We start from the raw sequence: 19,137 nt of genomic DNA on the forward strand, positions 1-19,137 counted from the left end.
TTCCGAAGACTATTCCGATTTCGCCCGGAAATGGACATGTTAGCCTGCCAGTCCTCGGACATTGCAAAAGATGCTGTGCCAATGTGGCCAAAAAAGGGAAAATGAGAGCAGAGATGCAGACACGTAAGGGGATCGTCGCCTTCAGCCTTTTCCTGGCGGGTTTCTGGGCGCTTCTGGCCGGCGCGCTTCTGGCCAAGGGTGGTTTCTATATCGGCAAGCACGAGGGGGACACGATCCACCTGGCCGACCTGGTGCTGCGGCAGGCCGCCGGAGAATGGCCGCATCTGGATTACATGACGCCGATCGGCGTTCTGGCCACCGCTCCGATCGCCTTCTTCGCGGCGCAGGGCATGGGGCTCGGCATGTCGATTCTCGCGGCACAGGCGGCGGTTGCCGCCTTGCTGCTGTTGCCGATCTGGTGGATCGGTATCACCCGGCTGCAGGCGGGCTGGGCCATGCTCTACGGGGCGATCTGCCTGGTAATGACCATGGCACTGGTCCATGGCGAGCCGCTGCCGGGGATCTCGATCTCCATGCATTACAATCGCTGGGCCTGGGTGCTGTCCTTTCTGGCGATCACGACGGTGCTGTTGCCGCCACAGGGGCGCGGCACGGGCAAGGCGGGACGCGTGGCCGATGGGCTGATCCTGGGCCTCTGCGTTGCTGGCCTGGCGCTGATCAAGGTGACCTATGTCGCGGCCTTTCTGCCTGCGATTCTCGCGGGGCTGTTGATCCGGCGCGACTGGCGCGCTCTGAAGTCGGCGCTGGTGGCGGGCCTGCTCGTCATTCTGCTGCTGACGATCCTTGCCGGGCCGGGTTTCTGGCTGGCCTATTTCGGCGACATGATCTCGGTCGCGACCGAGGGCGACCGGCTCTATCCGCAGGCGAGCCTGACCGGGGTGATCATCGCACCGGCCTATCTCGGTGGCTCCTTCCTTGCGATCTTCTCGGTAGTCCTGCTGCGCCAATGCGGACGGCAGGGGGAAGGGCTGATCCTGCTTCTGCTGGTGCCGGGGTTCTTCTATGCCACCTTCCAGAATTTCGGCAACGATCCGCAATGGATGTACCTGCTGGGCGTCCTCATGCTGGCGCTCCGCCCGGAACCCGGCGTTGAAAACGGCTGGGGCTGGAACATGCGGCTTGCGGTGACGCTGGCGGCCTGCGCGGCCTTCGCGCTCTCGCTGCCCTCGGCGCTCAACCTCACCTTCAGCCCGTTCCGGCATCTGGCGCTCAACCCGGCCGAGTATGACCTGCTGCTGCCGGCAAAACCGGAACATGATGACATCTTCTTTGCCAAGGAGCGAAACGAACGGCCCTATGGCGAGATCAGCCGACCACTTGCCGGCGCCGATCTGGAGGATCCTCCGGTGATGTTGCTGGGCGAGCAACTGCCGGTGTGCGCGCTGGAGCGTGGGACAGTCACCTATCTCGATGCGGTCGGGCGCGAGATCGAGGCGGCGGGCTTCGCCGGGCGCGCGATCTATCACGCGGACCTGATGTCCGGGATATGGCTTTTCGGAGACTTCCAGCGCCTGCACGGGGCCGCGCCCTGGCGCTATTCCGGTGTGCCGGGATTCGAGGAGGCTGACTACCTGCTGGTATCGTTCTGTCCAATCGTTCGCGTGTCGCGCGACGGTATTCTCGGCGAGGTCGCCAAGACGGGTGTCGGACTAAAAGAGGTCTATCGCGGAAACGATTTCCTGCTGCTGGAGATTCAGCGGCCGTAGGCCACCCCGAGCGCGAGATAGAGGATCAGCATCCAGCCGAGCGCGAGCCCCATGGGGAAATCCTTGCGCTCCCAGCTTTCCCAGCCCGGAGCCGCCCGCCGGATCGCGGGGATGGCGCGCATGGTGCGGTGGACGACCAGCGCGGCGAGGGAGCAGGCGACGTAGATATAACAGAAGGTCGCGGCATCGCCGAGCGCCACGAAGGGCGCCATGACGGCGGCGAACTTTGCGTCGCCCGCGCCCATCAGCCCGATCATGTTGAGAACGAAGCCCGCGACTAGAACCACGACGAGGTGCAGCCATTGCCACGCGTAGGTTTCCAGCGGCAGCGCCAGCGGGCCGATAACGAGATACACGAAGAACAGGGCCATGACGGCCTTGTTCGGGATCTTCATGCGCGCCATGTCGTTCCAGCCGACCCAAAGGCCGATGGGGATGGCAAAGGGCAGGAACCACGTCGCCGCGCTGGCAGGAATGGTGAGCATCATGGCGGGCTCAGACCCCGTCGAGCGCGTTGAGGCTGTGAACGGCGGCTTCGAAATGCTGCGGATGGGTGTCGATGGCGTCCTGCAGCAAGGAGCGGCCAATCGAGGTGTCGCCATGCTTGATCGCGGTCAGCCCGGCCGTGTGCAGCAACTGTGCCCGCTCGGTCTGTGTCATCTCGACGATCGGAAGCTGGTAATTGCGTTGCGCGCCGCGGGCCAGCACCAGGTTGTTCTTGGCCGTGTAGAGATCCGGCTCGTATTGCAGTGCCTCGCCAAAGAGCCGCTCGGCCTCGCGGTAGTCGCCGCGGGTGAGCTTGGAATAACCCCAGTTGTTGAGCGTGGTGGCCGGCTTGGTGGTCAGCCCGACGGCGATCTCATAAAAGCTGTCGGCCTTCTTCCATTCCTTGTTGCCGTCGGCGACCATGGCTTCGAGCTTGTAGCGCTTGAAGGTCTCGTGGGTGGGGGGCACCTTGTCGAGCGTGGCTTCCGCCTTGTCCCAGTCGCCGGCACGGATCAGGGCGTCGGCATAATCCACGCTGTCGGAGTTGGTTGCCTCCGGCATGGCGACGACCTTGGCCCAGGCGGCGGTGGCCTCGGTGTTATGCTTGGCGCGCACGAGCGATTTCGCAAGGTTGCGCTGCAAGTCGATCCGTTCGGGGTGCTCCGCGACTGTTCGCTTGTAATAGGCGACCGCCTCGTTGGCATCGGCTGCCGTAAGCATGAGGTCGCTGAGGTTGCTTTCGTCGATGACATTCACGCTCTGGATGGCGCGGTCGACTTCGCTCTCGCCGGCCTTCTCACAGGCCGAAAGTGCCATCGCTGCGCCAAGGCACATCGTGACAAGGGTAATCTGGCGCATTTTTGCGTCCTTTTACTGCTCGTTCTGCCTCAAGGTGTCGTCAGGATACGGTATTGTCCGCTTCCCCTGCGCACCAATTCGAATTCGTATTTTTGCTCGGAAGTGTATGCGGGATTTTCGAGTTTTGCGAGCGCGAGCTGCAAGTTTTCCTTGATTTCGACACTTTCGCCACTGTCCAGGGCGAAAGCGGTCTGAAAGGTGCGCGCGGCCTCGCCAAATTCGCCCTGTTCCATCAGCACTACGCCGAGATTGTTCCAGGCGGCGGCGAAACGTTCGTCCTCTTCGATGGCGCGGCGCAGCATGCGCTCGGCCTGGCCCAGCCGCCCGAGCTTGAGATTGGCCGAACCGATGGCCGAGAGCACATCGGCCGACAGCCCGTGATCGGCGGCGGCGCGGTAATATTCCTTGAGCGCGAGCTCGTATTCGCCTGCCGCCATCAGGCGGTGGCCGACAATCAGCCCGTCCACGGCGTCACGACTGCCTTCAACGCCGGCCGGCGGCGGAGGGCCTTCGTTCAGCGCGTCCAGTCGCGGGTCTTCTCCGCAAGCGGCGAGCGCCAGCAGGAGGGGCAGAACCGGAAGGGCAGGGCGCAGCATGGAGACCTCGGGAATGCGTGGAGTGTGTCGAGTTTGACTGTTCGTATGGGGGCGGCCAAGGGGCCTGGAGCTGCTGCCCGTCCTTAGGGTGTCGGGTGTGGCAAAAGCGACTCTCCGTTGGGCAGGGTGGCCCGGAGGGGGGCGCATCGAAGATACGGTTCCCTCCGCGCGCGGCAGAGGGTTCTTCAAAAAAATCTTGGGCCAGCTTGCTGGCGTTCGGCTTCGCGAGTGGGTTTTGCTATTTGCGGCGCTTGTGTTCTTCCAGGCGGTGAAACATCTCGACGAAATTGCAGGGACGGTGACGATAGTCGAGCTGTGGCTCGAGAATTTCATCCCATCCATCCTTGCAGGCGCCGGGCGAACCGGGAAGCGCGAAGAGATAGGTTCCGCGCGCGACTCCGGCGCAGGCGCGCGATTGGACCGCCGAGGTGCCAATCTTCTTCATCGAGACGATGGTGAAGATCGTGCCGAAAGCGTCGATTTCCTTTTCGTAGACATCCCGATGTGCCTCCACGCTCACATCGCGCCCGGTAAGCCCGGTTCCGCCGGTAGAGATGATGACATCGACTCCCGGGTTGTCGCACCAGACCGACAATTGCGCGGCGATCTCGGCACGTTCATCGGGCAGGATCTTGCGATCGGCGAGGATATGTCCGGCCATCTCGATCCGGGCGACGAGCGTGTCACCGGAGCGATCCTCGGCAAGGCTGCGGCTGTCAGAGACGGTCAGGACAGCGATGCGGACGGGGATGAATTCCTTGGGGGTGTCGGGGCTGTGCATGGTTTAGCTTCGCTCCATGAGGGCCAGCCTGGCGGCCAGCGCGGTGAAGACCCCGGCCGTCGTCCAGCGGAGCGCGCGGGCAAAACGGGGCGAATTGGCGAGCCTGCGGCCAAGGCTGCCTGCGAAGACACCGACCAGGCCGTTGATGACCAGTCCGCCCGTGGCAAGGATCAGGCCGAAGATCAGGAATTGCGGCAGGATGGCGCCGCGGGCGGGATCGACGAATTGCGGCACGAAGGCGAGCACGAAGAGGATCACCTTGGGATTGGTCAGGTTGACGAAGAGCGCCTGCCGGAACGCCCGGGACGGGGCGAGGGCCGGCACCCTAGCATCCGGCACCGGGCCGGTTCGAAAGGCGCCGTAGGCCAGCCACAGCAGGTAGCCCACGCCCAGCCAGCGGATAATGTCCAGCAGCGCGGGTTCCGCCGCGACCAGCGCCGAAAGGCCCAGCCCTGCGGCGGCGGCGTGAAAGAAGGCGCCGACCGCGATTCCGGCATCGGCAGCAAGTGCCGCGCGCGGCCCCCCGCGCAGCCCCTGGGCGAGGCAGAACATCATGTCTGCCCCCGGCGTCAGGTTGAGTGCCAGCCCCGCCGGCACGAAGGCCAGCAGGGTCAGCGGATCGACCGGTATCATGGCGCTTCTCCGCGCTTCAGGCGGGCCTTGAGTTCCAGCAGGTCCGCCCACGCCTCGCGCTTGGCCGACGGGTTGCGCAGCAGGTAGGCGGGGTGGAACATCGGCAGCGCCGGCAGGCCCAGCACCTCCGACCATTCGCCGCGCAGCCGCGTGATGCCGCGCCGCCCGAGCATGGCCTGGCAGGAGATATTGCCCATCAGCACCAGCAGATCGGGCGAGACAAGCTCCACATGGCGCTCGACAAAGGGCTTGAGCATGGCGATCTCTTCCGGCTTCGGGTCCCGGTTCTGGGGCGGACGCCAAGGCAGGATATTGGTGATATAGACCGCGGATTCCGCGTCGGTTGCCTCGCGCGATAGCCCGATGGCGGCCAGCATCCGGTCCAGCAACTGGCCGGCGCGTCCGACGAAGGGGCGGCCCTGGATGTCCTCGTCGCGTCCTGGCGCCTCGCCGATGATCATCACCCGGGCCTGTGGGCGGCCATCGCAAAAGACCAGCGAGCGTGCGCCATGTTTCAGCTCGCAATGCTCGAAAGCCGCAAGTGCCGCTTCCAGCGCTTCCAGCGAGGACGCGCTAGAGGCCATCGCGCGGGCATCGCTGATCGGGTCGGCCTTGACCGGCACGGGCGGCGGCGATGCCCTCAACGGGTATTGCGCCGGCGCCTTGGCCTTTTGCTCGGCTGCGGCAGCGCTCAGCGCGTAACGGTCCAGCGGCTCCTCGCCAATAGCCATATCTGCGCCCATCGCGATCTGGAAATCGAGGGCGGCAAGGGCATCATATGTGGAAAGCTCCTGAACCATGAGGATCTTGCTAGCCGATTGCAGCGGAGTCGGGAAGGGTGGCCAGCACCGGGCCACGCGATGAATTTTCCGGCAGGTTTCGTTCCTCTCCACGTCACGACAGCGTGGGTTTGCGCAATCGCCGTTTCAGTCTAGGTAGAATTGTCTCACCCTTGCGTGCAGCAGTTGGAAAGGTCCAGCAATGCAGTTTCTTCGGCGGTCCCTTGTCGGGCTGTTCCTGTTCTCGGTCACGATCGGGATCCTGATCTATGCCGGTATCGTCTTCAACGATGCGGTGCAGGAGATGCTTGCGCGCGAATCCCATCAAAGGCCCGCCCGGGAGCGGATCATGCCGGTCAATTCGGTCGTGATCGAAGCCGGCACGGCCACGCCCGTGATCACGGCCTTCGGGCAGGTGCAAAGCCGGCGGATCCTGGAGCTGCGCGCCGGGGCAGGCGGGCGCATCGTCGAGCTTTACGAACAGTTCGATGCCGGTGCCACGGTCGAGCAGGGCACGTTGCTTGCACAGATCGATCCGACCGATGCGCTCTCTGCGCTGGAGATCGCGCGGACCGAATTGGCCGAGGCCGAAGTCGAGCTGCGCGATGCCGAACGCAATCTTGTCCTGGTGGGCAACGAGCTGGTCGCCTCCCGCGCGCAGGCGCAGCTTCGCAGCCAGGCTCTGAAACGCCAGCAGGACCTGGCCAATCGCGGTGTCGGGACGGAAGCGGCCATCGAGACGGCGGCGCTGGCGGAGGCGAGCGCCAACCAGGCGGTTGTCGCCCGCCAATTGGTCGAGGCGGCAGCGGAGAACCGGGTGGAACAGGCGCGCAACCAACTGGAACGCGCGCGAATTGCGGTGGCCGATGCCGAACGACGGTTGGAAGACACAAAGGTCTATGCCGCCTTCACCGGCACACTGGCAGGGGTGGATGTAGTCCAGGGCGGGCTCGTCTCGCAGAATGAGCGGCTGGCCACGCTGATCGACCCGACGACGCTCGAGGTGGATTTCCGCCTCTCGACCACGCAATATGCGCGGCTTCTGGACGAGGCGGGAACGCTGATCAACGCGCCGGTACAAGCCACGCTGGACGTTCTGGGGCTGGACCTTCTGGCGCAGGGGCGCATCTCGCGGGTGGACGCGCTGGTGGGTGAGGGGCAGACCGGGCGGCTCCTTTTTGCCCGGCTCGACAGTTTTGCCGGTTTCCGGCCGGGCGACTTCGTGACTGTGCAGGTGCGCGAGCCGGAATTGACCGATGTTGCCGTGCTGCCGGCAACGGCGGTGGATGCGGCCAGTTCGGTTCTGGTGATCGGACCGGAGAAGCGCCTGACCGTGGCCGAGGTGGAGGTTCTGCGGCGGCAGGGGGACGAGGTGATCGTCTCGGTCGGCACGCTCGCTGGTCAGCGCATCGTGGCGGAGCGAACACCACTGATCGGACCGGGCGTTCTGGTGCGGGATCTGACCATGCAGGCCGAGGAACGGATGGAGGACAGCGAGTCGAACGATGCCGGCGGCTCAAAGGATGCTTCCGAATTGATCGCGCTGACACCTGAGCGCCGCGCGGCGCTTATCGCAGCCGTCGAAGGCAATACACGCATGCCGGCGGAAGCCCGCGCCCGCGTGCTCTCGCAACTCCAGCAGGAAAAGGTGCCCGCCGGCGTTGTCGAGCGCATCGAAAGCCGGATGGGGGGCTGATCCATGTCCAGCGACGATTCCGCGCCGCGCGGATTGCTCTCCTATTTCGCCCGCCACGCGACAGCGGCCAACCTGCTGTTGGTGCTGCTGATCGCGGCGGGGCTGTTTTCGCTGCCACGGATGCGGGCGCAGTATTTTCCCGACGTGGTTCTGGACGAGGTCAACGTCAATGTCCGCTGGGAAGGGGCGGGCGCCGATGATGTCGATACCGCGATCGTCGAGCTGTTGCAGCCGGTGTTGCTGACCGTGGACGGAGTCGCCTCCTCCTATTCCAGCGCAAAGGAAGGCTCCGCCGCGATCACGCTCGAATTCGAACCGGGCGTGGATATGGGGCGGGCCGCCGAGGATGTGCAACAGGCCATCGACACGGTGACGACCATGCCTGAAGACGCTGACGATCCGGTCGTCCGGCGCAGGGCATGGCGCGACAGGGTGTCGGACGTTGTGATCGCCGGACCGGTGGGCGTCGGGCTTCTGGCCGAGTTCACCGACGAGTTCGTGGCTCGCCTGTTCACCGAAGGGGTGACGCGGACCACGATCCGGGGAGTGGCCGCACCACAGGTCATTGTCGAGGTGCCGACGCTTTCGCTCGTGCGCCACAACGTGACCATGGCCGAGATCGCCGATGTCATCGCCGGCGAAGTCGCCGCGGATCCGGCCGGCGATGTGAGCGGCGCCAATGCCCGCGTGCGCACGGGACGCGAGAAACGTTCCGCTGAGGAAATTTCCGGCATAACGCTGCGCACCTATGACGATGGCTCGCGGCTGACCATCGGCGACGTGGCCACCATCCGGGTAGAAGGGGTTGACCGCAACCGCACCTATTTCCGTGGCGCCGATCCGGCGATTTCGGTCCGGGTGGACCGCTCCGCACAGGGCGATGCACTCGATATCCAGGCAAGGGTCGAGGAGGTGGCACGGGAAATGATGCTCGGCCTGCCGGAAGGGGTGACCATCGAGCTGATCCGGACGCGCTCGGAGGCGATCTCCGGGCGCATCGCCGTGCTGCTGGAAAATGCCCTGACGGGTCTGGTGCTCGTCGTCGGTCTGCTCTTCCTGTTCCTGAATGCTCGCACGGCGATCTGGGTGGCCGCCGGCATTCCCGTGGCGCTCTTCTCGGCCATTGCGCTGATGTACGCGGCGGGGCTGACGCTCAACATGATGTCGCTCTTTGCGCTGCTGATCACGCTCGGGATCATCGTGGACGATGCGATCGTCGTGGGGGAACATGCCGATTTCCGTGTCCGGCGGCTGGGCGAGGCGCCCATGGTCGCCTCCGAACGGGCGGCGCGGCGGATGATGGGGCCGGTCTTCTCGGCCACGATCACCACCATTATCGCCTTTTCCGGGCTGACGCTGATCGGTGGCTTCTTCGGCAACCTGATCAAGGAAATCCCCTTTACCGTGATCGTGGTGCTGATCGCCTCGCTGGTGGAATGCTTCCTGATCCTGCCGAACCACCTGGCGCATTCGCTGCATGCCGCGAGCGCGCGCGAGGCCTGGTATGACTGGCCGTCGCGCATGGTGAACCGGGGTTTCTCCTGGTTCCGGCACAACATCTTCCGCCGTGTCGTCGCCTTCGCGCTTTGGGCGCGCTACACCGTGCTGGCGGTCATGCTGCTGATCCTGTCCGTGCAGGCGGCCAAGATCGTGACCGGCGATGTGCAATGGCGCTTTTTCAGCGCGCCCGAAGAGGGATCCGTGTCAGGCAATTTCGCCATGGCGCCGGGCGCCACGCGGGAGGACTCGCTGGTACAGATGCGGGCTTTCCAGGCGGCGGTGGAAGCGCTGGATGCCGAGTATGGTGAGACCTACGGCACCCGGCCTGTGCTCTATGCGCTGGCCGAAGTGGGCGGCAATACCGGGCGCGGGCTGGCGGGGGCCGATACCAAGGATGCCGACCAGCTCGGCTCCATCGCCGTCGAGTTGATCGACCCGGACCTGCGCCCCTATTCCAGCTTCCAGTTTGTCTCGGACCTTCAGGACCGTGTGGAACGTCATCCGCTGGTGGAGACGATCTCCTTCCGCGGCTGGCGCTCGGGGGGCGGTGGCGATGCGCTCGACGTGCAGTTGTTCGGGGCCGGCAATGAAACCCTCAAGGCTGCGGCCGAGGCGCTCAAGACCGAGGTCGCGCGCTTTGGCGAGGTCTCGGCAGTGGAGGACAACCTCTCCTATGACAAGGAGGAGATGATCCTCGAACTGACGCCGCAGGGCGCGGCGCTGGGCTTCACCATCGACGAGCTGGGCCGCGTGCTGCGCAACCGGCTGAACGGGATCGAGGCGGCTACCTATCCGGTAGGACCGCGCAGCGCCGCGATCCGGGTGGAACTGCCGGAAGACGAGCTGACAGCCGATTTCCTGAACCGGACACAGTTGCGCACGCCGGCTGGACAATATGTACCGCTCGCCGATGTGGTCGAGGTCTCGCGCCGCACCGGTTTCTCGACGATCAACCGCGAGAACGGCATCCGCGTGGTCTCGGTCACCGGTGACATCTCCGAGGACGACCCGGCGCGGGCCGAAGAGATCGTGGAAACCCTGCGCAATGATATCCTGCCGGAAATCGCCGAGGCGCACGGGGTGCAATGGCGCCTGTCGGGGCTGGCGGAGCAGGAACAGGATTTCCTGACCGACGCCTTTGTCGGCTATGGGCTGTGCCTGATGGGGATCTACCTGACGCTGGCTTGGGTGTTTTCGAGCTGGACGCGGCCGGTTCTGATCATGGCGGTGATTCCCTTCGGGCTGATCGGAACGGTCTACGGCCACCAGGCATGGGACATGCCGCTCTCCATGTTCACGATCATCGGGCTCATCGGCATGTCCGGCATCATCATCAACGATTCCATCGTGCTGGTGACGACAGTGGATGAGTACTCCCGCGACCGCGGGCTTGTTCCGGCGGTGGTCGACGCGGCGGCGGACCGGCTCCGGCCGGTGCTGCTGACGACGCTGACAACCGTGATCGGCCTGACGCCGCTGCTCTACGAGCCGTCCCGGCAGGCGCAGTTCCTCAAGCCGACCGTGATCACCCTCGTTTACGGTTTGGGCTTTGGCGTTGTGCTCGTGCTGTTGATGGTCCCGGCACTTCTGGCGGTCCAGAAGGATGTGCAGCGGCAGGTGCAGGCGCTGCGCCGGGCGCTCAGCGAACGGGCGCGCGCGGGGATGGTCAACGCCCTGACCTGGGTCGCCCTGCTGGCCGTCCTCGCGCTTCTGGCAGCGACATTCGGCAGCTTCCTGAAGGATGGGGTCATCTGGCCGCCACTGGCCGGGCTGCTGCCATTCGAGGCGACCAGCCCCTTGACCGTTCTGCTGCTGTTTCTCGCGGGAAGCTGGGCGATCACGACCGGGATCTTCCTGCTCGGGGCGTTCTGGATGCTGGTTTCCGGGCGCCGGAAGGACTCTGCCGAGAGCGCTGTCTAGGGCCGCACAGCGCCTCTTGCCGCGCTCTAATTCGTGGTGCAGCCGCGAATGTCGACGGAATTCGTCGTTCCTATCACGGTAAAGCGCAGGGCGCTGCGGCTGAGCGCCATGGGCTTGCCATTGGGCGGCACGAGATCGGCCTGGACGGCCAGTGCATTGCCCTGCCGTTGAACTTCCGGCTCGGAAACCCAGATCCGCGGATCGCCAGCCTCGACCATGGCAACTTCCTCGCCCTGCAACCGGGGCATCTCGATTCGGGCCGAGAGCCTTAGCCCGTCTGAAATCGGCGACAGGTCACATTTCACGTTACGCACCCCGGCCCGGCTGGCCGAGCGGGGCTGGTTTGCCAGCGCGGTGTGGATTTCGGGGTCTGAATGGCCTGGCCCCTCCAGCCATGCATCGACCTTGAGATGCGCCGGCATGCAGATGGTTTCGCAGACGCCGAGATCGACCTCGCCCTTGAGACGGATCGGTGTGCCGGCATTCTTGGGATGAAGCTCGATCGGCAGGATTAGCTCGTCTTTGTAGCCGACCGAGCGCAGTCCGTAGTTGGTGAAAACCTCGGGGCTGGGCCAGTGATAGCTGACGCCTTGCAGGTTCTCCGAGCCCGACCAGTTGAAGACGGGCGGGATGCCCGCCTCACCGGGCGCGCGCCAATAGGTTTTCCAGCCGGGCGTCAGCGTGAGGTGCAGAGCGGCCATCCGAGTGCCGTCCTTGGTCATCCAGCCTTCGCGTATCTCGGCCTGAACCACGTTTTCCGGCAGCCCGCCCGCCTGTCCGGCAAGAGGCAAGAGCCCGGCAAGCATTGTTGCGAGGGTGAGGGCGGCATTATGGAGATGGATTCTGCACTTCATGGCGCAGAGCATATGCAGCGCGTTCGCCATGGGAAATCACATAATGGCGACGGATCGCCTCCGTGTGTTCACGGCCACTTGTACCCCATGAAATCCGCCCTCATTGTTAGAGACATGCAAGAGACTAACCCACCCATGGACCTGTCCGGAAAACTGCTGATCGCCATGCCCGGCATGGGCGACCCCCGGTTCGATCATTCCGTCATCTATATCTGTGCCCATTCGGAGGAAGGGGCGATGGGGTTGATCATCAACCAACCGGCAGCGGACCTCGCCTTTGGTGACCTGTTGGAACAGCTCGAGATCGACACCAGCGACGAAAGCCTGCCGACCCAGATCCATATCGGCGGGCCGGTGGAGCATGGCCGTGGGTTCGTCTTGCATTCGGGAGAGTATGACATTGCCGAATCGACGCTCCGGGTGGACGCGGAATTCGGCATGACGGCGACGCTGGAGATCCTGGAGGACATGGCCCTGCGCCGTGGCCCCCGGCAGGCGCTGCTGGCGCTGGGCTATTCGGGCTGGGCCCCGGGACAGCTCGAAGGCGAGATCGCGCAGAACGGGTGGCTCACCTGCGACGCGACGCCGGAGCTGGTTTTCTCAACCGAGAATGGCAGTAAGTGGGAAAGGGCGCTGAAGACGCTCGGGATCGATCCGATGACCCTGAGCGCCGCCGCCGGACGCGCCTGAGCGCTCAGGAGCCACGCGCGTAGCGGAACGCGGCAGAGGCGCCCCAGCCGGCTGCGATCGCGATTGCCAACGACAGCAGGCCATAGAGCAGCGCTTGATCCTGCGCGAGATTATAGACCCAGCGTTCGATTCCGACCTTGCGGACATGCAGCACTCGGGTGAAGTCGGCGACAACCTGTCCGTCGCGGGTCAGGAAGATCCGGGTGGTGTAATCGCCTTCGACGAGATTCGCTGGCAAGTTGATATCGGAGCGGAACAGCGTCTGGTCGATCACCCTGACGCTGTTCGGGATCACTTCGTAATCGCCGGTGTCTTCACGGATGCGAATCAGCGCCTCCACGAAGGAGTCGGCATCCTCAACCTCGCCCGCTGCGCCCGCCGAGCGGACCGCCAGCGGGATCGAGATCGAATGGCGCAAGTCTTCGGAGTCTGACAGGATTTCCTCCAGCGGTTGGGAGGAGGCGATCTTGTAAAGGGTCGGGGCCGCATCGATCTGCAGCGCTTCGGCGTTTATCCAGATTCCGGCCCGGCGGTCCTTCTTGCGAACGGTCACCGGTTCCAGCGGGCCGGAGACGGTCACAATCACGTCGATCGGGTCGAGGACCGGATAGGATTTCGGTCGGCTTTCTTCCGTATGTTTCACGGCGCCGAAGACGAGGATATGGGAGCCGGCGAAACTCGCGGTGATGGAAACGCGGCTCTGGCTGAGATCGGCGACGACGGTTTGTGCGGCGGCCGGGAGCGCGGCGAGCAGGAAGGCGATGATCAGGAGTGCAAAGCGCATGGTCAGTGCCCTCCCGATACGCCGAGAGAGTAGAGCTCGGCGGGTTGCAGCAGCAGGTCCGATGCCAGCTTGCCGCAGACAAGAAGCACCATGCCCGCGAGCAGCACCCGGAGTTGCTCGGCCTTGAGCCGGGTGCCGATCTGGGTGCCGATCTGCGCGCCGATCACGCCGCCAACCAGCAGCAGGACGGCAAGCGCCATGTCCACCGTGTGGTTCGTCGTGGCGTGCAGCAGCGTCGTGAAGCCGGTGACAAGGATGATCTGGAACAGCGAGGTCCCGACCACGACCTTGGTCGGCATGCCGAGGATATAGATCATCGCCGGCACCATGATGAAACCGCCGCCCACACCCATGATGGCGGCGAGGATGCCGACGAACACCCCCACCAGTACCGGCGGGATCACCGAGATGTAGAGGCCGGAGGTGCGGAAGCGCATCTTGAAGGGGAGTGTCTGCACCCAGCTGCGCTGGCGCCGCTTCGGCGGCGGGGCCATCTCGGGATTGCGCGCGCGCCGAATGGCTCCGAGCGATTCGATGAACATCAGCGTGCCGACGATGCCGAGAAAGAACACGTAGCTCAGGGTGATCAGCAGGTCGACCTGGCCGAGCGATTTCAGGAAGTTGAAGAGGATCACGCCGAGCCCGGCGCCGATGAGGCCGCCAATCTGCAGCACGATCCCCATGCGGATATCGACCGTCTTCTTTCGCAGATGCGCCAGAACGCCCGAAAAGGAGGAGGCCACGATCTGGTTGGCCTCAGTGGCCACGGCCACCGCCGGAGGAATTCCGATGAACATCAGCAGCGGTGTCATGAGGAAGCCACCTCCGACCCCGAACATGCCCGACAGGATTCCGACCATGCCGCCCAGACCGAGGAGCATGAATGCGTTGACGGAAACTTCTGCAATCGGAAGGTAAATCTGCATGTTTCAACCCTAGACGCGCAGCCGTAACCGGGGCAACGGTGCTGACGCCCGGGCTTCTGAAATGTCGCTTCGCCGTTGCCGCGGCGCCCCACGCGCCCGCTCATTGGACCGCGGCGATGGAAAAGAGTTCGCCAGGCGGCAGGGCGAGGTCGAACCCGAGCTTCAGGCAGACCGTCAGCACCAGCAGGGCGAGCAGGATTCGCAGCTGTTCGGCCTTGAGCTTCGCACCGATCATGGCGCCGAACTGGGCGCCGATCACGCCCCCGATCAGCAGTACCGTCGCCAGGAAGACATCGACCGTGTGGTTGGTGACCGCATGCATGAGCGCGGTTGCGCCGGAGACGAGGATCACCTGGAAGAGCGAGGTGCCGACCACCACCTTGGTCGGCATGCCGAGGATATAGATCATCGCCGGCACAAGGATGAAGCCGCCGCCGATACCCATGATCGCCGAGAGTATGCCGACCACGACGCCCACCAGCACCGGCGGGATCACCGAGATAAAGAGGCCCGAGGCGCGGAAGCGGCGCTTGATGGGCCAGGTATGGACCCAGTTGCGCTGCCGTCGTGTGATCCGAACTGGTTTTTGCTGCTTCGCCCGCCGGATCGCCCCGAGCGCCTCCACGAACATCAGCAGCCCCACCGCGCCGAGAAAGACGACGTAGAAGAGGGTAATCAGCAGGTCGACCTGTCCGAGCGACTTGAGCAGGTTGAACAGCCCCATGCCGAGGACCGCGCCGACCAGCCCGCCGCCCTGAAGCGCAAGCCCCATGCGGACGTCCACCGTTCCGCGCCGCAGATGCGCCAGGACGCCGGAAACCGAGGAGGCCATGATCTGGTTCGCGCTGGTCGCAACGGCCACCGCCGGCGGCACGCCAATAAAGAACAGCAGGGGCGTCAGCAGGAAGCCACCGCCGACGCCGAATATCCCCGACAACACCCCAACCATCCCGCCCAAGCCGAGCAGGAGGAAGAAGTCGACCGATATCTGGGCAATCGGCAAGTAGATCTGCATGCCGCGCTGCTAGTCCGGTGGAACCCGCATTTCAACAGGCATTTCACGAATGCCCGATTTGCGTCCGACCCCCCGGTACCTACAGTGAGCCCGGGAATTTCCGGGCTCAGCGTTCCTTTACATAGGGTTGGCCACCCGCACGCGGTGGGATGGCCTTGCCGACGAAGCCGGCGAGGATAACCACTGTCAGGATGTAGGGCAGGCTGTCGAGCAGCTGTACCGGCATCTTGAAGGGGAAGAGCGTTTCCACGACATCCGTCCGCAGTGCCAGCGCCTGGAGCAGGCCGAAGAGCAGGCAAGCTCCGAGCGCGTGCCACGGCCGCCACTTTGCAAAGATCAGCGCCGCGAGCGCGATATAGCCGCGCCCCGCCGTCATGTCCTTCACGAAGCCGGCTTGCAGGCCCGTGGCGAGATAGGCCCCGGCCAGGCCGCACAGGATTCCGACGATGCCGATGGCGGCATAGCGCAGCCCGACGACCGAGATGCCGGCGGTGTCCACCGCGGCGGGGTTCTCGCCCACGGCCCGCAGGCGCAGGCCGAAACGGGTACGGAAGAGGATCCACCAAGTCGCGGGCACTGCGGCCAGTGCGATATAGACGAGGATCGAATGGCCCGAGATCAGCTCGGAATAGAAGAGCTGCAGCGGCCCGGCCTCGGAGAGCATTTCGTTCAGGGGCCGGCCTGCGGCGGCGGCATCGGAGGGGCCGATGGCAAAGGGCAGTTCGACGCCCTCGAAGCGTGCGCCGCCGATCAGCGAAGGCGTGCGACCGCCCTGCTGGAACCAGCTCTGGGCGATCAGAACGGTCATGCCCGAGGCGAGGAAGTTGAGCGCCACGCCCGAGATCAGCTGGTTGCCCCGGAAGGTGATCGAAGCAAGGCCATGGATGAAGGCAAAGACCATGGAGGCCGCGACACCGGCCAGCAGCCCGAGCCATACCGACCCGGACGTATAGGCGACGGCCGCCGAGAAGAAGGCCGAGATCAGCATCTTGGCCTCAAGGCCGATATCGAAGATGCCCGAGCGTTCGGAGAAGAGACCGGCCAGGCATGCCAGCAGCAGTGGCGTGGCCAGTCGCAGCGTTGAGTCGAGCACCTGGATGAGAGTGGAGAAATCCATCGTCTTATTCTCCCGCCGCCTGTTTCGACCGGCGTATCGCCAGGAATATCTTCTCGATCGGCATGCGCACCATGTTGTCGAGCGCGCCGGTGAAGAGGATGACGAGCCCCTGGATCACCACGATCAACTCGCGCGGGATCGACATCCAGAGCGCCAGTTCCGCGCCGCCCTGGTAGAGGAAGCCGAAAAGGATGGCCGCGAGCAGGATGCCCAAGGGGTGGTTTCGTCCCATCAGCGCCACGGCGATGCCGATGAAGCCCGCCCCCTCGACCGAGTTGAGAACCAGCCGTTCGGCCTCGCCCATCACGTTGTTGACTGCCATCATGCCCGCGAGCCCGCCCGAGATCAGCATCGCGACGACGATGATCTTGGTCGGCGAGATGCCGGCATAAACGGCAGCGCTCTCGGATTTACCATAGGCGCGCAGCTCGAAGCCGAAGCGGGTGCGCCAGATCAGCAGCCAGACCACCACGCAGGCGATGAGCGCGATGATGAAGGCGAGGTTGGCCGGTGCCGACTTGGAGAAGGGAATGCCGACAACCGCGAGAATGTCATGCAGCGAGGGCAGGTTGGTGCCATCGGGGAACTTGGCGGAGGCCGGGTCCATCGAGCCTGCTGGGCGCATCACGTTGACCAGCATGTAGTTCAGAACGGCCGCGCCGATGAAATTGAACATGATCGTGGTGATAACGATATGGCTGCCGCGCTTTGCCGCCAGCCACGCCGGCAGGAACGCCCAGGCTGCTCCGAAAAGTGCGCCGCCGACCATTGCCGCGGGCAGAGCCAGCGCCCAGTGTGGCCAGGGCAGCGCGAGGCAGACCAGCGCCACGCCGAGGCCCCCGAGCGTCGCCTGTCCCTCGGCGCCGATATTGAACATCGAGGCGTGCGAGGCGACAGCGAAAGCGAGGCCCGTGAAGATGAAATTGGTGGCGTAGAAGAGCGTGTAGCCCCAGCCATAGGTGGAGCCGAAGGAGCCTTGCACCATCAGTTTCAGCGCTGCCCAGGGGTCTTCCCCTATCCCAAGGATCACCAGCGCCGAGATCACCATCGCCAACAGCAGCGACACTACCGGCACGAGAACCACGTCGGCCCATTTCGGCATCACGTCCATCAGCGGGCCCCCTCGCCACTCGTCACGCCGGCCATAAGCAGGCCCAACTCGCCTTCATTCGTTTCGTCCGGAAGGCGTTCGCCCATGATCTGGCCGTCGAACATCACCGCGATGCGGTCGCTGAGGCCCATGATCTCGTCCAGCTCGACCGAGACCAGCAGGATCGCCTTGCCGGCATCGCGCAGGTCGATGATCTGCTGGTGGATGAACTCGATGGCGCCGATATCGACGCCGCGCGTCGGCTGGCCGACCAGCAACAGGTCCGGGTTGCGCTCGATCTCGCGGGCCAGAACGATTTTCTGCTGGTTGCCACCCGAGAAGCTCTTGGCGGCCAGTTGCGGGTTTGGCGGGCGCACGTCGAAGCGCTCCATCTTGCCCTCGGTCTCGGCCTTGATGCCGGCATTGTCCATCAGCCAGCCCGTGTTCAGCGCCGGATCCCACTGGTAGCCGAAGACCATGTTCTCCCAGGCGGCGAAATCCATGATCAGGCCCGCGCGCTGGCGATCCTCGGGAACGTGGGAAATGCCGCGCTTGCGACGGGAGCGCCCGTCGGAATGCTTGCCGGTCAGGTCGATCTCCTGGCCGTTGATCTGCACCGAGCCGGTGGCGCGCGTAATGCCGCCCAGAACGTTCAGAAGCTCGGACTGGCCGTTACCGGCCACGCCCGCGATGCCGAGGATCTCGCCCGCCCGGACTTCGAGGCTGACGCCCTTGAGACGTTCCACCTTGTCCTCGTCCACTACCCGGAGGTTCTCGACCTTGAGAACAGTTGGGCCCGGCTGGGCGGGTCTCTTGTTGACGCGCAGCAGCACCTTGCGGCCCACCATCAACTCGGCCAACTCCTCGGGCGAGGTCTCGGCGGTCTTGACTGTGGCGGTCATCTCGCCGCGCCGCATCACGGAGACCGTGTCGGTCACATCCATGATCTCGCGCAGCTTGTGGGTAATCAGGATGATCGTCTTGCCCTCGTCGCGCAGGCCGCGAAGGATGCGGAACAGGTGGTCCGCCTCGGCGGGCGTCAGCACCCCCGTCGGTTCGTCGAGGATCAGGATCTCTGCATTGCGGTAGAGCGATTTGAGGATCTCCACCCGCTGTTGCTGGCCCACGCCGATCTCCTCGATCACGGCGTCCGGGTCCACGTTCATCTCGTATTCTTCGGCAATCTCGGTCAGGTGCTTGCGCGCGTTCGACATGGTTGTGCGCAGGAGAGCGCCTTCTTCGGCGCCCAGCACGACGTTTTCGAGCACGGTGAAGTTTTCCACCAGCTTGAAATGCTGGAAGACCATGCCGATGCCGGCGGCAATGGCGGCCTGGCTGTCGGGGATCTGGGTGACCTGTCCATTGATCAGGATCTCGCCGCGATCGGCCTTGTAGAAACCGTAGAGGATCGACATCAGCGTCGATTTTCCCGCGCCGTTCTCGCCAATGATGCCATGGATCGCGCCCTTGGCGACGGAAAGCGAGATATCCTTGTTCGCCTGGACCGGGCCGAAAGCCTTGGAGATTCCGCGCAATTCGATGGCCGGCGGGGCATTCGGGGCCGCTCCGGGCGGCTGTCCGGACGTGTCGGCAAGATCCTTCATCGAGCTTCCCCTGTCTTGTGATGGAAAGGGCCGCGCGGCGTCACGCAACGCGGCCCTTCCTGCAGTCTCACGATCCGTCAG

At 64.6% G+C, this 19,137-nt stretch carries 17 protein-coding genes; 4 read left to right on the forward strand and 13 right to left on the reverse strand.

Going from position 1 to position 19,137, the window contains the following annotated elements:
* Nucleotides 1-113 precede the first annotated feature (113 nt).
* Nucleotides 114-1,727: a hypothetical protein gene (locus tag BLR85_RS13570; protein WP_093156826.1), complete on the forward strand. Its 1,614-nt coding sequence runs from the start codon at nt 114-116 to the stop codon at nt 1,725-1,727.
* Here BLR85_RS13570 and BLR85_RS13575 read toward each other — a convergent pair.
* The 6 genes from BLR85_RS13575 to BLR85_RS13600 all read right to left on the reverse strand — a co-directional run bounded on the left by BLR85_RS13575 (nt 1,715) and on the right by BLR85_RS13600 (nt 5,881).
* A complete protein-coding gene (locus BLR85_RS13575) occupies nt 1,715-2,215 on the reverse strand; it encodes a prepilin peptidase (protein ID WP_244520726.1) in 501 nt (166 codons plus the stop codon). The genes BLR85_RS13570 and BLR85_RS13575 overlap by 13 nt on opposite strands.
* A gap of 7 nt (nt 2,216-2,222) precedes the next feature.
* On the reverse strand, nt 2,223-3,071 hold the full coding sequence (locus BLR85_RS13580; RefSeq protein WP_093156828.1) for a tetratricopeptide repeat protein: 849 nt from the start codon (nt 3,069-3,071) through the stop codon (nt 2,223-2,225).
* A gap of 29 nt (nt 3,072-3,100) precedes the next feature.
* The gene (locus tag BLR85_RS13585; protein ID WP_093156831.1) at nt 3,101-3,667 is read right to left on the reverse strand and encodes a tetratricopeptide repeat protein; all 567 of its coding nucleotides are present in this window, start codon (nt 3,665-3,667) and stop codon (nt 3,101-3,103) included.
* A 238-nt stretch (nt 3,668-3,905) separates the two neighbouring features.
* Nucleotides 3,906-4,448: a molybdenum cofactor biosynthesis protein B gene (moaB, locus tag BLR85_RS13590; RefSeq protein ID WP_093156834.1), complete on the reverse strand. Its 543-nt coding sequence runs from the start codon at nt 4,446-4,448 to the stop codon at nt 3,906-3,908.
* Nucleotides 4,449-4,451: 3 nt separating this feature from the next.
* Nucleotides 4,452-5,081, reverse strand: a complete 630-nt coding sequence (locus BLR85_RS13595) for a LysE family translocator (RefSeq protein WP_170844567.1) — start codon at nt 5,079-5,081, stop codon at nt 4,452-4,454.
* On the reverse strand, nt 5,078-5,881 hold the full coding sequence (locus tag BLR85_RS13600) for a uracil-DNA glycosylase (RefSeq protein WP_093156837.1): 804 nt from the start codon (nt 5,879-5,881) through the stop codon (nt 5,078-5,080). Before BLR85_RS13600 ends, BLR85_RS13595 begins: the two co-directional genes overlap by 4 nt.
* A 181-nt stretch (nt 5,882-6,062) precedes the next feature.
* On the opposite strand from BLR85_RS13600, the gene BLR85_RS13605 reads away from it, so the two are divergent.
* Nucleotides 6,063-7,556 (forward strand): efflux RND transporter periplasmic adaptor subunit, encoded by a 1,494-nt coding sequence (locus tag BLR85_RS13605; protein ID WP_093156840.1) that lies wholly within the window; start codon nt 6,063-6,065, stop codon nt 7,554-7,556.
* A gap of 3 nt (nt 7,557-7,559) precedes the next feature.
* A complete protein-coding gene (locus BLR85_RS13610) occupies nt 7,560-10,976 on the forward strand; it encodes an efflux RND transporter permease subunit (RefSeq protein WP_093156843.1) in 3,417 nt (1,138 codons plus the stop codon).
* 26 nt (nt 10,977-11,002) lie between these two features.
* Here BLR85_RS13610 and BLR85_RS13615 read toward each other — a convergent pair whose 3' ends face one another.
* A complete protein-coding gene (locus BLR85_RS13615; protein ID WP_244520727.1) occupies nt 11,003-11,860 on the reverse strand; it encodes a protein-disulfide reductase DsbD domain-containing protein in 858 nt (285 codons plus the stop codon).
* A 105-nt stretch (nt 11,861-11,965) separates the two neighbouring features.
* Here BLR85_RS13615 and BLR85_RS13620 point away from each other — a divergent pair, with 105 nt between their 5' ends.
* A complete protein-coding gene (locus BLR85_RS13620; RefSeq protein ID WP_093156846.1) occupies nt 11,966-12,520 on the forward strand; it encodes a YqgE/AlgH family protein in 555 nt (184 codons plus the stop codon).
* 4 nt (nt 12,521-12,524) lie between these two features.
* Here BLR85_RS13620 and BLR85_RS13625 read toward each other — a convergent pair whose 3' ends face one another.
* The 6 genes from BLR85_RS13625 to BLR85_RS13650 all read right to left on the reverse strand — a co-directional run bounded on the left by BLR85_RS13625 (nt 12,525) and on the right by BLR85_RS13650 (nt 19,056).
* The gene (locus BLR85_RS13625; RefSeq protein WP_093156849.1) at nt 12,525-13,304 is read right to left on the reverse strand and encodes a TIGR02186 family protein; all 780 of its coding nucleotides are present in this window, start codon (nt 13,302-13,304) and stop codon (nt 12,525-12,527) included.
* Nucleotides 13,305-13,306: 2 nt separating this feature from the next.
* The gene (locus tag BLR85_RS13630; RefSeq protein ID WP_093156852.1) at nt 13,307-14,230 is read right to left on the reverse strand and encodes a sulfite exporter TauE/SafE family protein; all 924 of its coding nucleotides are present in this window, start codon (nt 14,228-14,230) and stop codon (nt 13,307-13,309) included.
* Nucleotides 14,231-14,330: 100 nt separating this feature from the next.
* Entirely contained in the window at nt 14,331-15,245 is a 915-nt protein-coding gene (locus BLR85_RS13635) for a sulfite exporter TauE/SafE family protein (protein ID WP_093156856.1), read from the reverse strand.
* 106 nt (nt 15,246-15,351) lie between these two features.
* Nucleotides 15,352-16,362, reverse strand: coding sequence for an ABC transporter permease (locus BLR85_RS13640; protein WP_093156859.1), 1,011 nt, complete (start codon nt 16,360-16,362; stop codon nt 15,352-15,354).
* Nucleotides 16,363-16,366: 4 nt separating this feature from the next.
* Nucleotides 16,367-17,473, reverse strand: a complete 1,107-nt coding sequence (locus BLR85_RS13645) for an ABC transporter permease (RefSeq protein ID WP_093156861.1) — start codon at nt 17,471-17,473, stop codon at nt 16,367-16,369.
* Complete coding sequence (locus BLR85_RS13650) at nt 17,473-19,056, reverse strand: ABC transporter ATP-binding protein (RefSeq protein ID WP_093156863.1); 1,584 nt, start codon at nt 19,054-19,056, stop codon at nt 17,473-17,475. The genes BLR85_RS13645 and BLR85_RS13650 overlap by 1 nt, the downstream gene beginning before the upstream one ends.
* Nucleotides 19,057-19,137 lie beyond the last annotated feature (81 nt).

The organism is Aliiruegeria lutimaris (genome assembly GCF_900099935.1).
In the GTDB taxonomy this organism is placed as follows: domain Bacteria; phylum Pseudomonadota; class Alphaproteobacteria; order Rhodobacterales; family Rhodobacteraceae; genus Tropicimonas; species Tropicimonas lutimaris.

Coding starts and splice junctions, on each gene's coding strand:
- BLR85_RS13580 (WP_093156828.1), bottom strand. CDS start 3,071: ATGCGCCAGATTACCCTTGTCACGATGTGCCTTGGCGCAGCGATGGCA.
- BLR85_RS13605 (WP_093156840.1), top strand. CDS start 6,063: ATGCAGTTTCTTCGGCGGTCCCTTGTCGGGCTGTTCCTGTTCTCGGTC.
- BLR85_RS13620 (WP_093156846.1), top strand. CDS start 11,966: ATGGACCTGTCCGGAAAACTGCTGATCGCCATGCCCGGCATGGGCGAC.
- BLR85_RS13645 (WP_093156861.1), bottom strand. CDS start 17,473: ATGGACGTGATGCCGAAATGGGCCGACGTGGTTCTCGTGCCGGTAGTG.
- BLR85_RS13600 (WP_093156837.1), bottom strand. CDS start 5,881: ATGGTTCAGGAGCTTTCCACATATGATGCCCTTGCCGCCCTCGATTTC.
- BLR85_RS13575 (WP_244520726.1), bottom strand. CDS start 2,215: ATGATGCTCACCATTCCTGCCAGCGCGGCGACGTGGTTCCTGCCCTTT.
- BLR85_RS13650 (WP_093156863.1), bottom strand. CDS start 19,056: ATGAAGGATCTTGCCGACACGTCCGGACAGCCGCCCGGAGCGGCCCCG.
- BLR85_RS13635 (WP_093156856.1), bottom strand. CDS start 15,245: ATGCAGATCTACTTGCCGATTGCCCAGATATCGGTCGACTTCTTCCTC.
- BLR85_RS13625 (WP_093156849.1), bottom strand. CDS start 13,304: ATGCGCTTTGCACTCCTGATCATCGCCTTCCTGCTCGCCGCGCTCCCG.
- BLR85_RS13570 (WP_093156826.1), top strand. CDS start 114: ATGCAGACACGTAAGGGGATCGTCGCCTTCAGCCTTTTCCTGGCGGGT.
- BLR85_RS13610 (WP_093156843.1), top strand. CDS start 7,560: ATGTCCAGCGACGATTCCGCGCCGCGCGGATTGCTCTCCTATTTCGCC.
- BLR85_RS13615 (WP_244520727.1), bottom strand. CDS start 11,860: ATGGCGAACGCGCTGCATATGCTCTGCGCCATGAAGTGCAGAATCCAT.
- BLR85_RS13585 (WP_093156831.1), bottom strand. CDS start 3,667: ATGCTGCGCCCTGCCCTTCCGGTTCTGCCCCTCCTGCTGGCGCTCGCC.
- moaB (WP_093156834.1), bottom strand. CDS start 4,448: ATGCACAGCCCCGACACCCCCAAGGAATTCATCCCCGTCCGCATCGCT.
- BLR85_RS13640 (WP_093156859.1), bottom strand. CDS start 16,362: ATGGATTTCTCCACTCTCATCCAGGTGCTCGACTCAACGCTGCGACTG.
- BLR85_RS13630 (WP_093156852.1), bottom strand. CDS start 14,230: ATGCAGATTTACCTTCCGATTGCAGAAGTTTCCGTCAACGCATTCATG.
- BLR85_RS13595 (WP_170844567.1), bottom strand. CDS start 5,081: ATGATACCGGTCGATCCGCTGACCCTGCTGGCCTTCGTGCCGGCGGGG.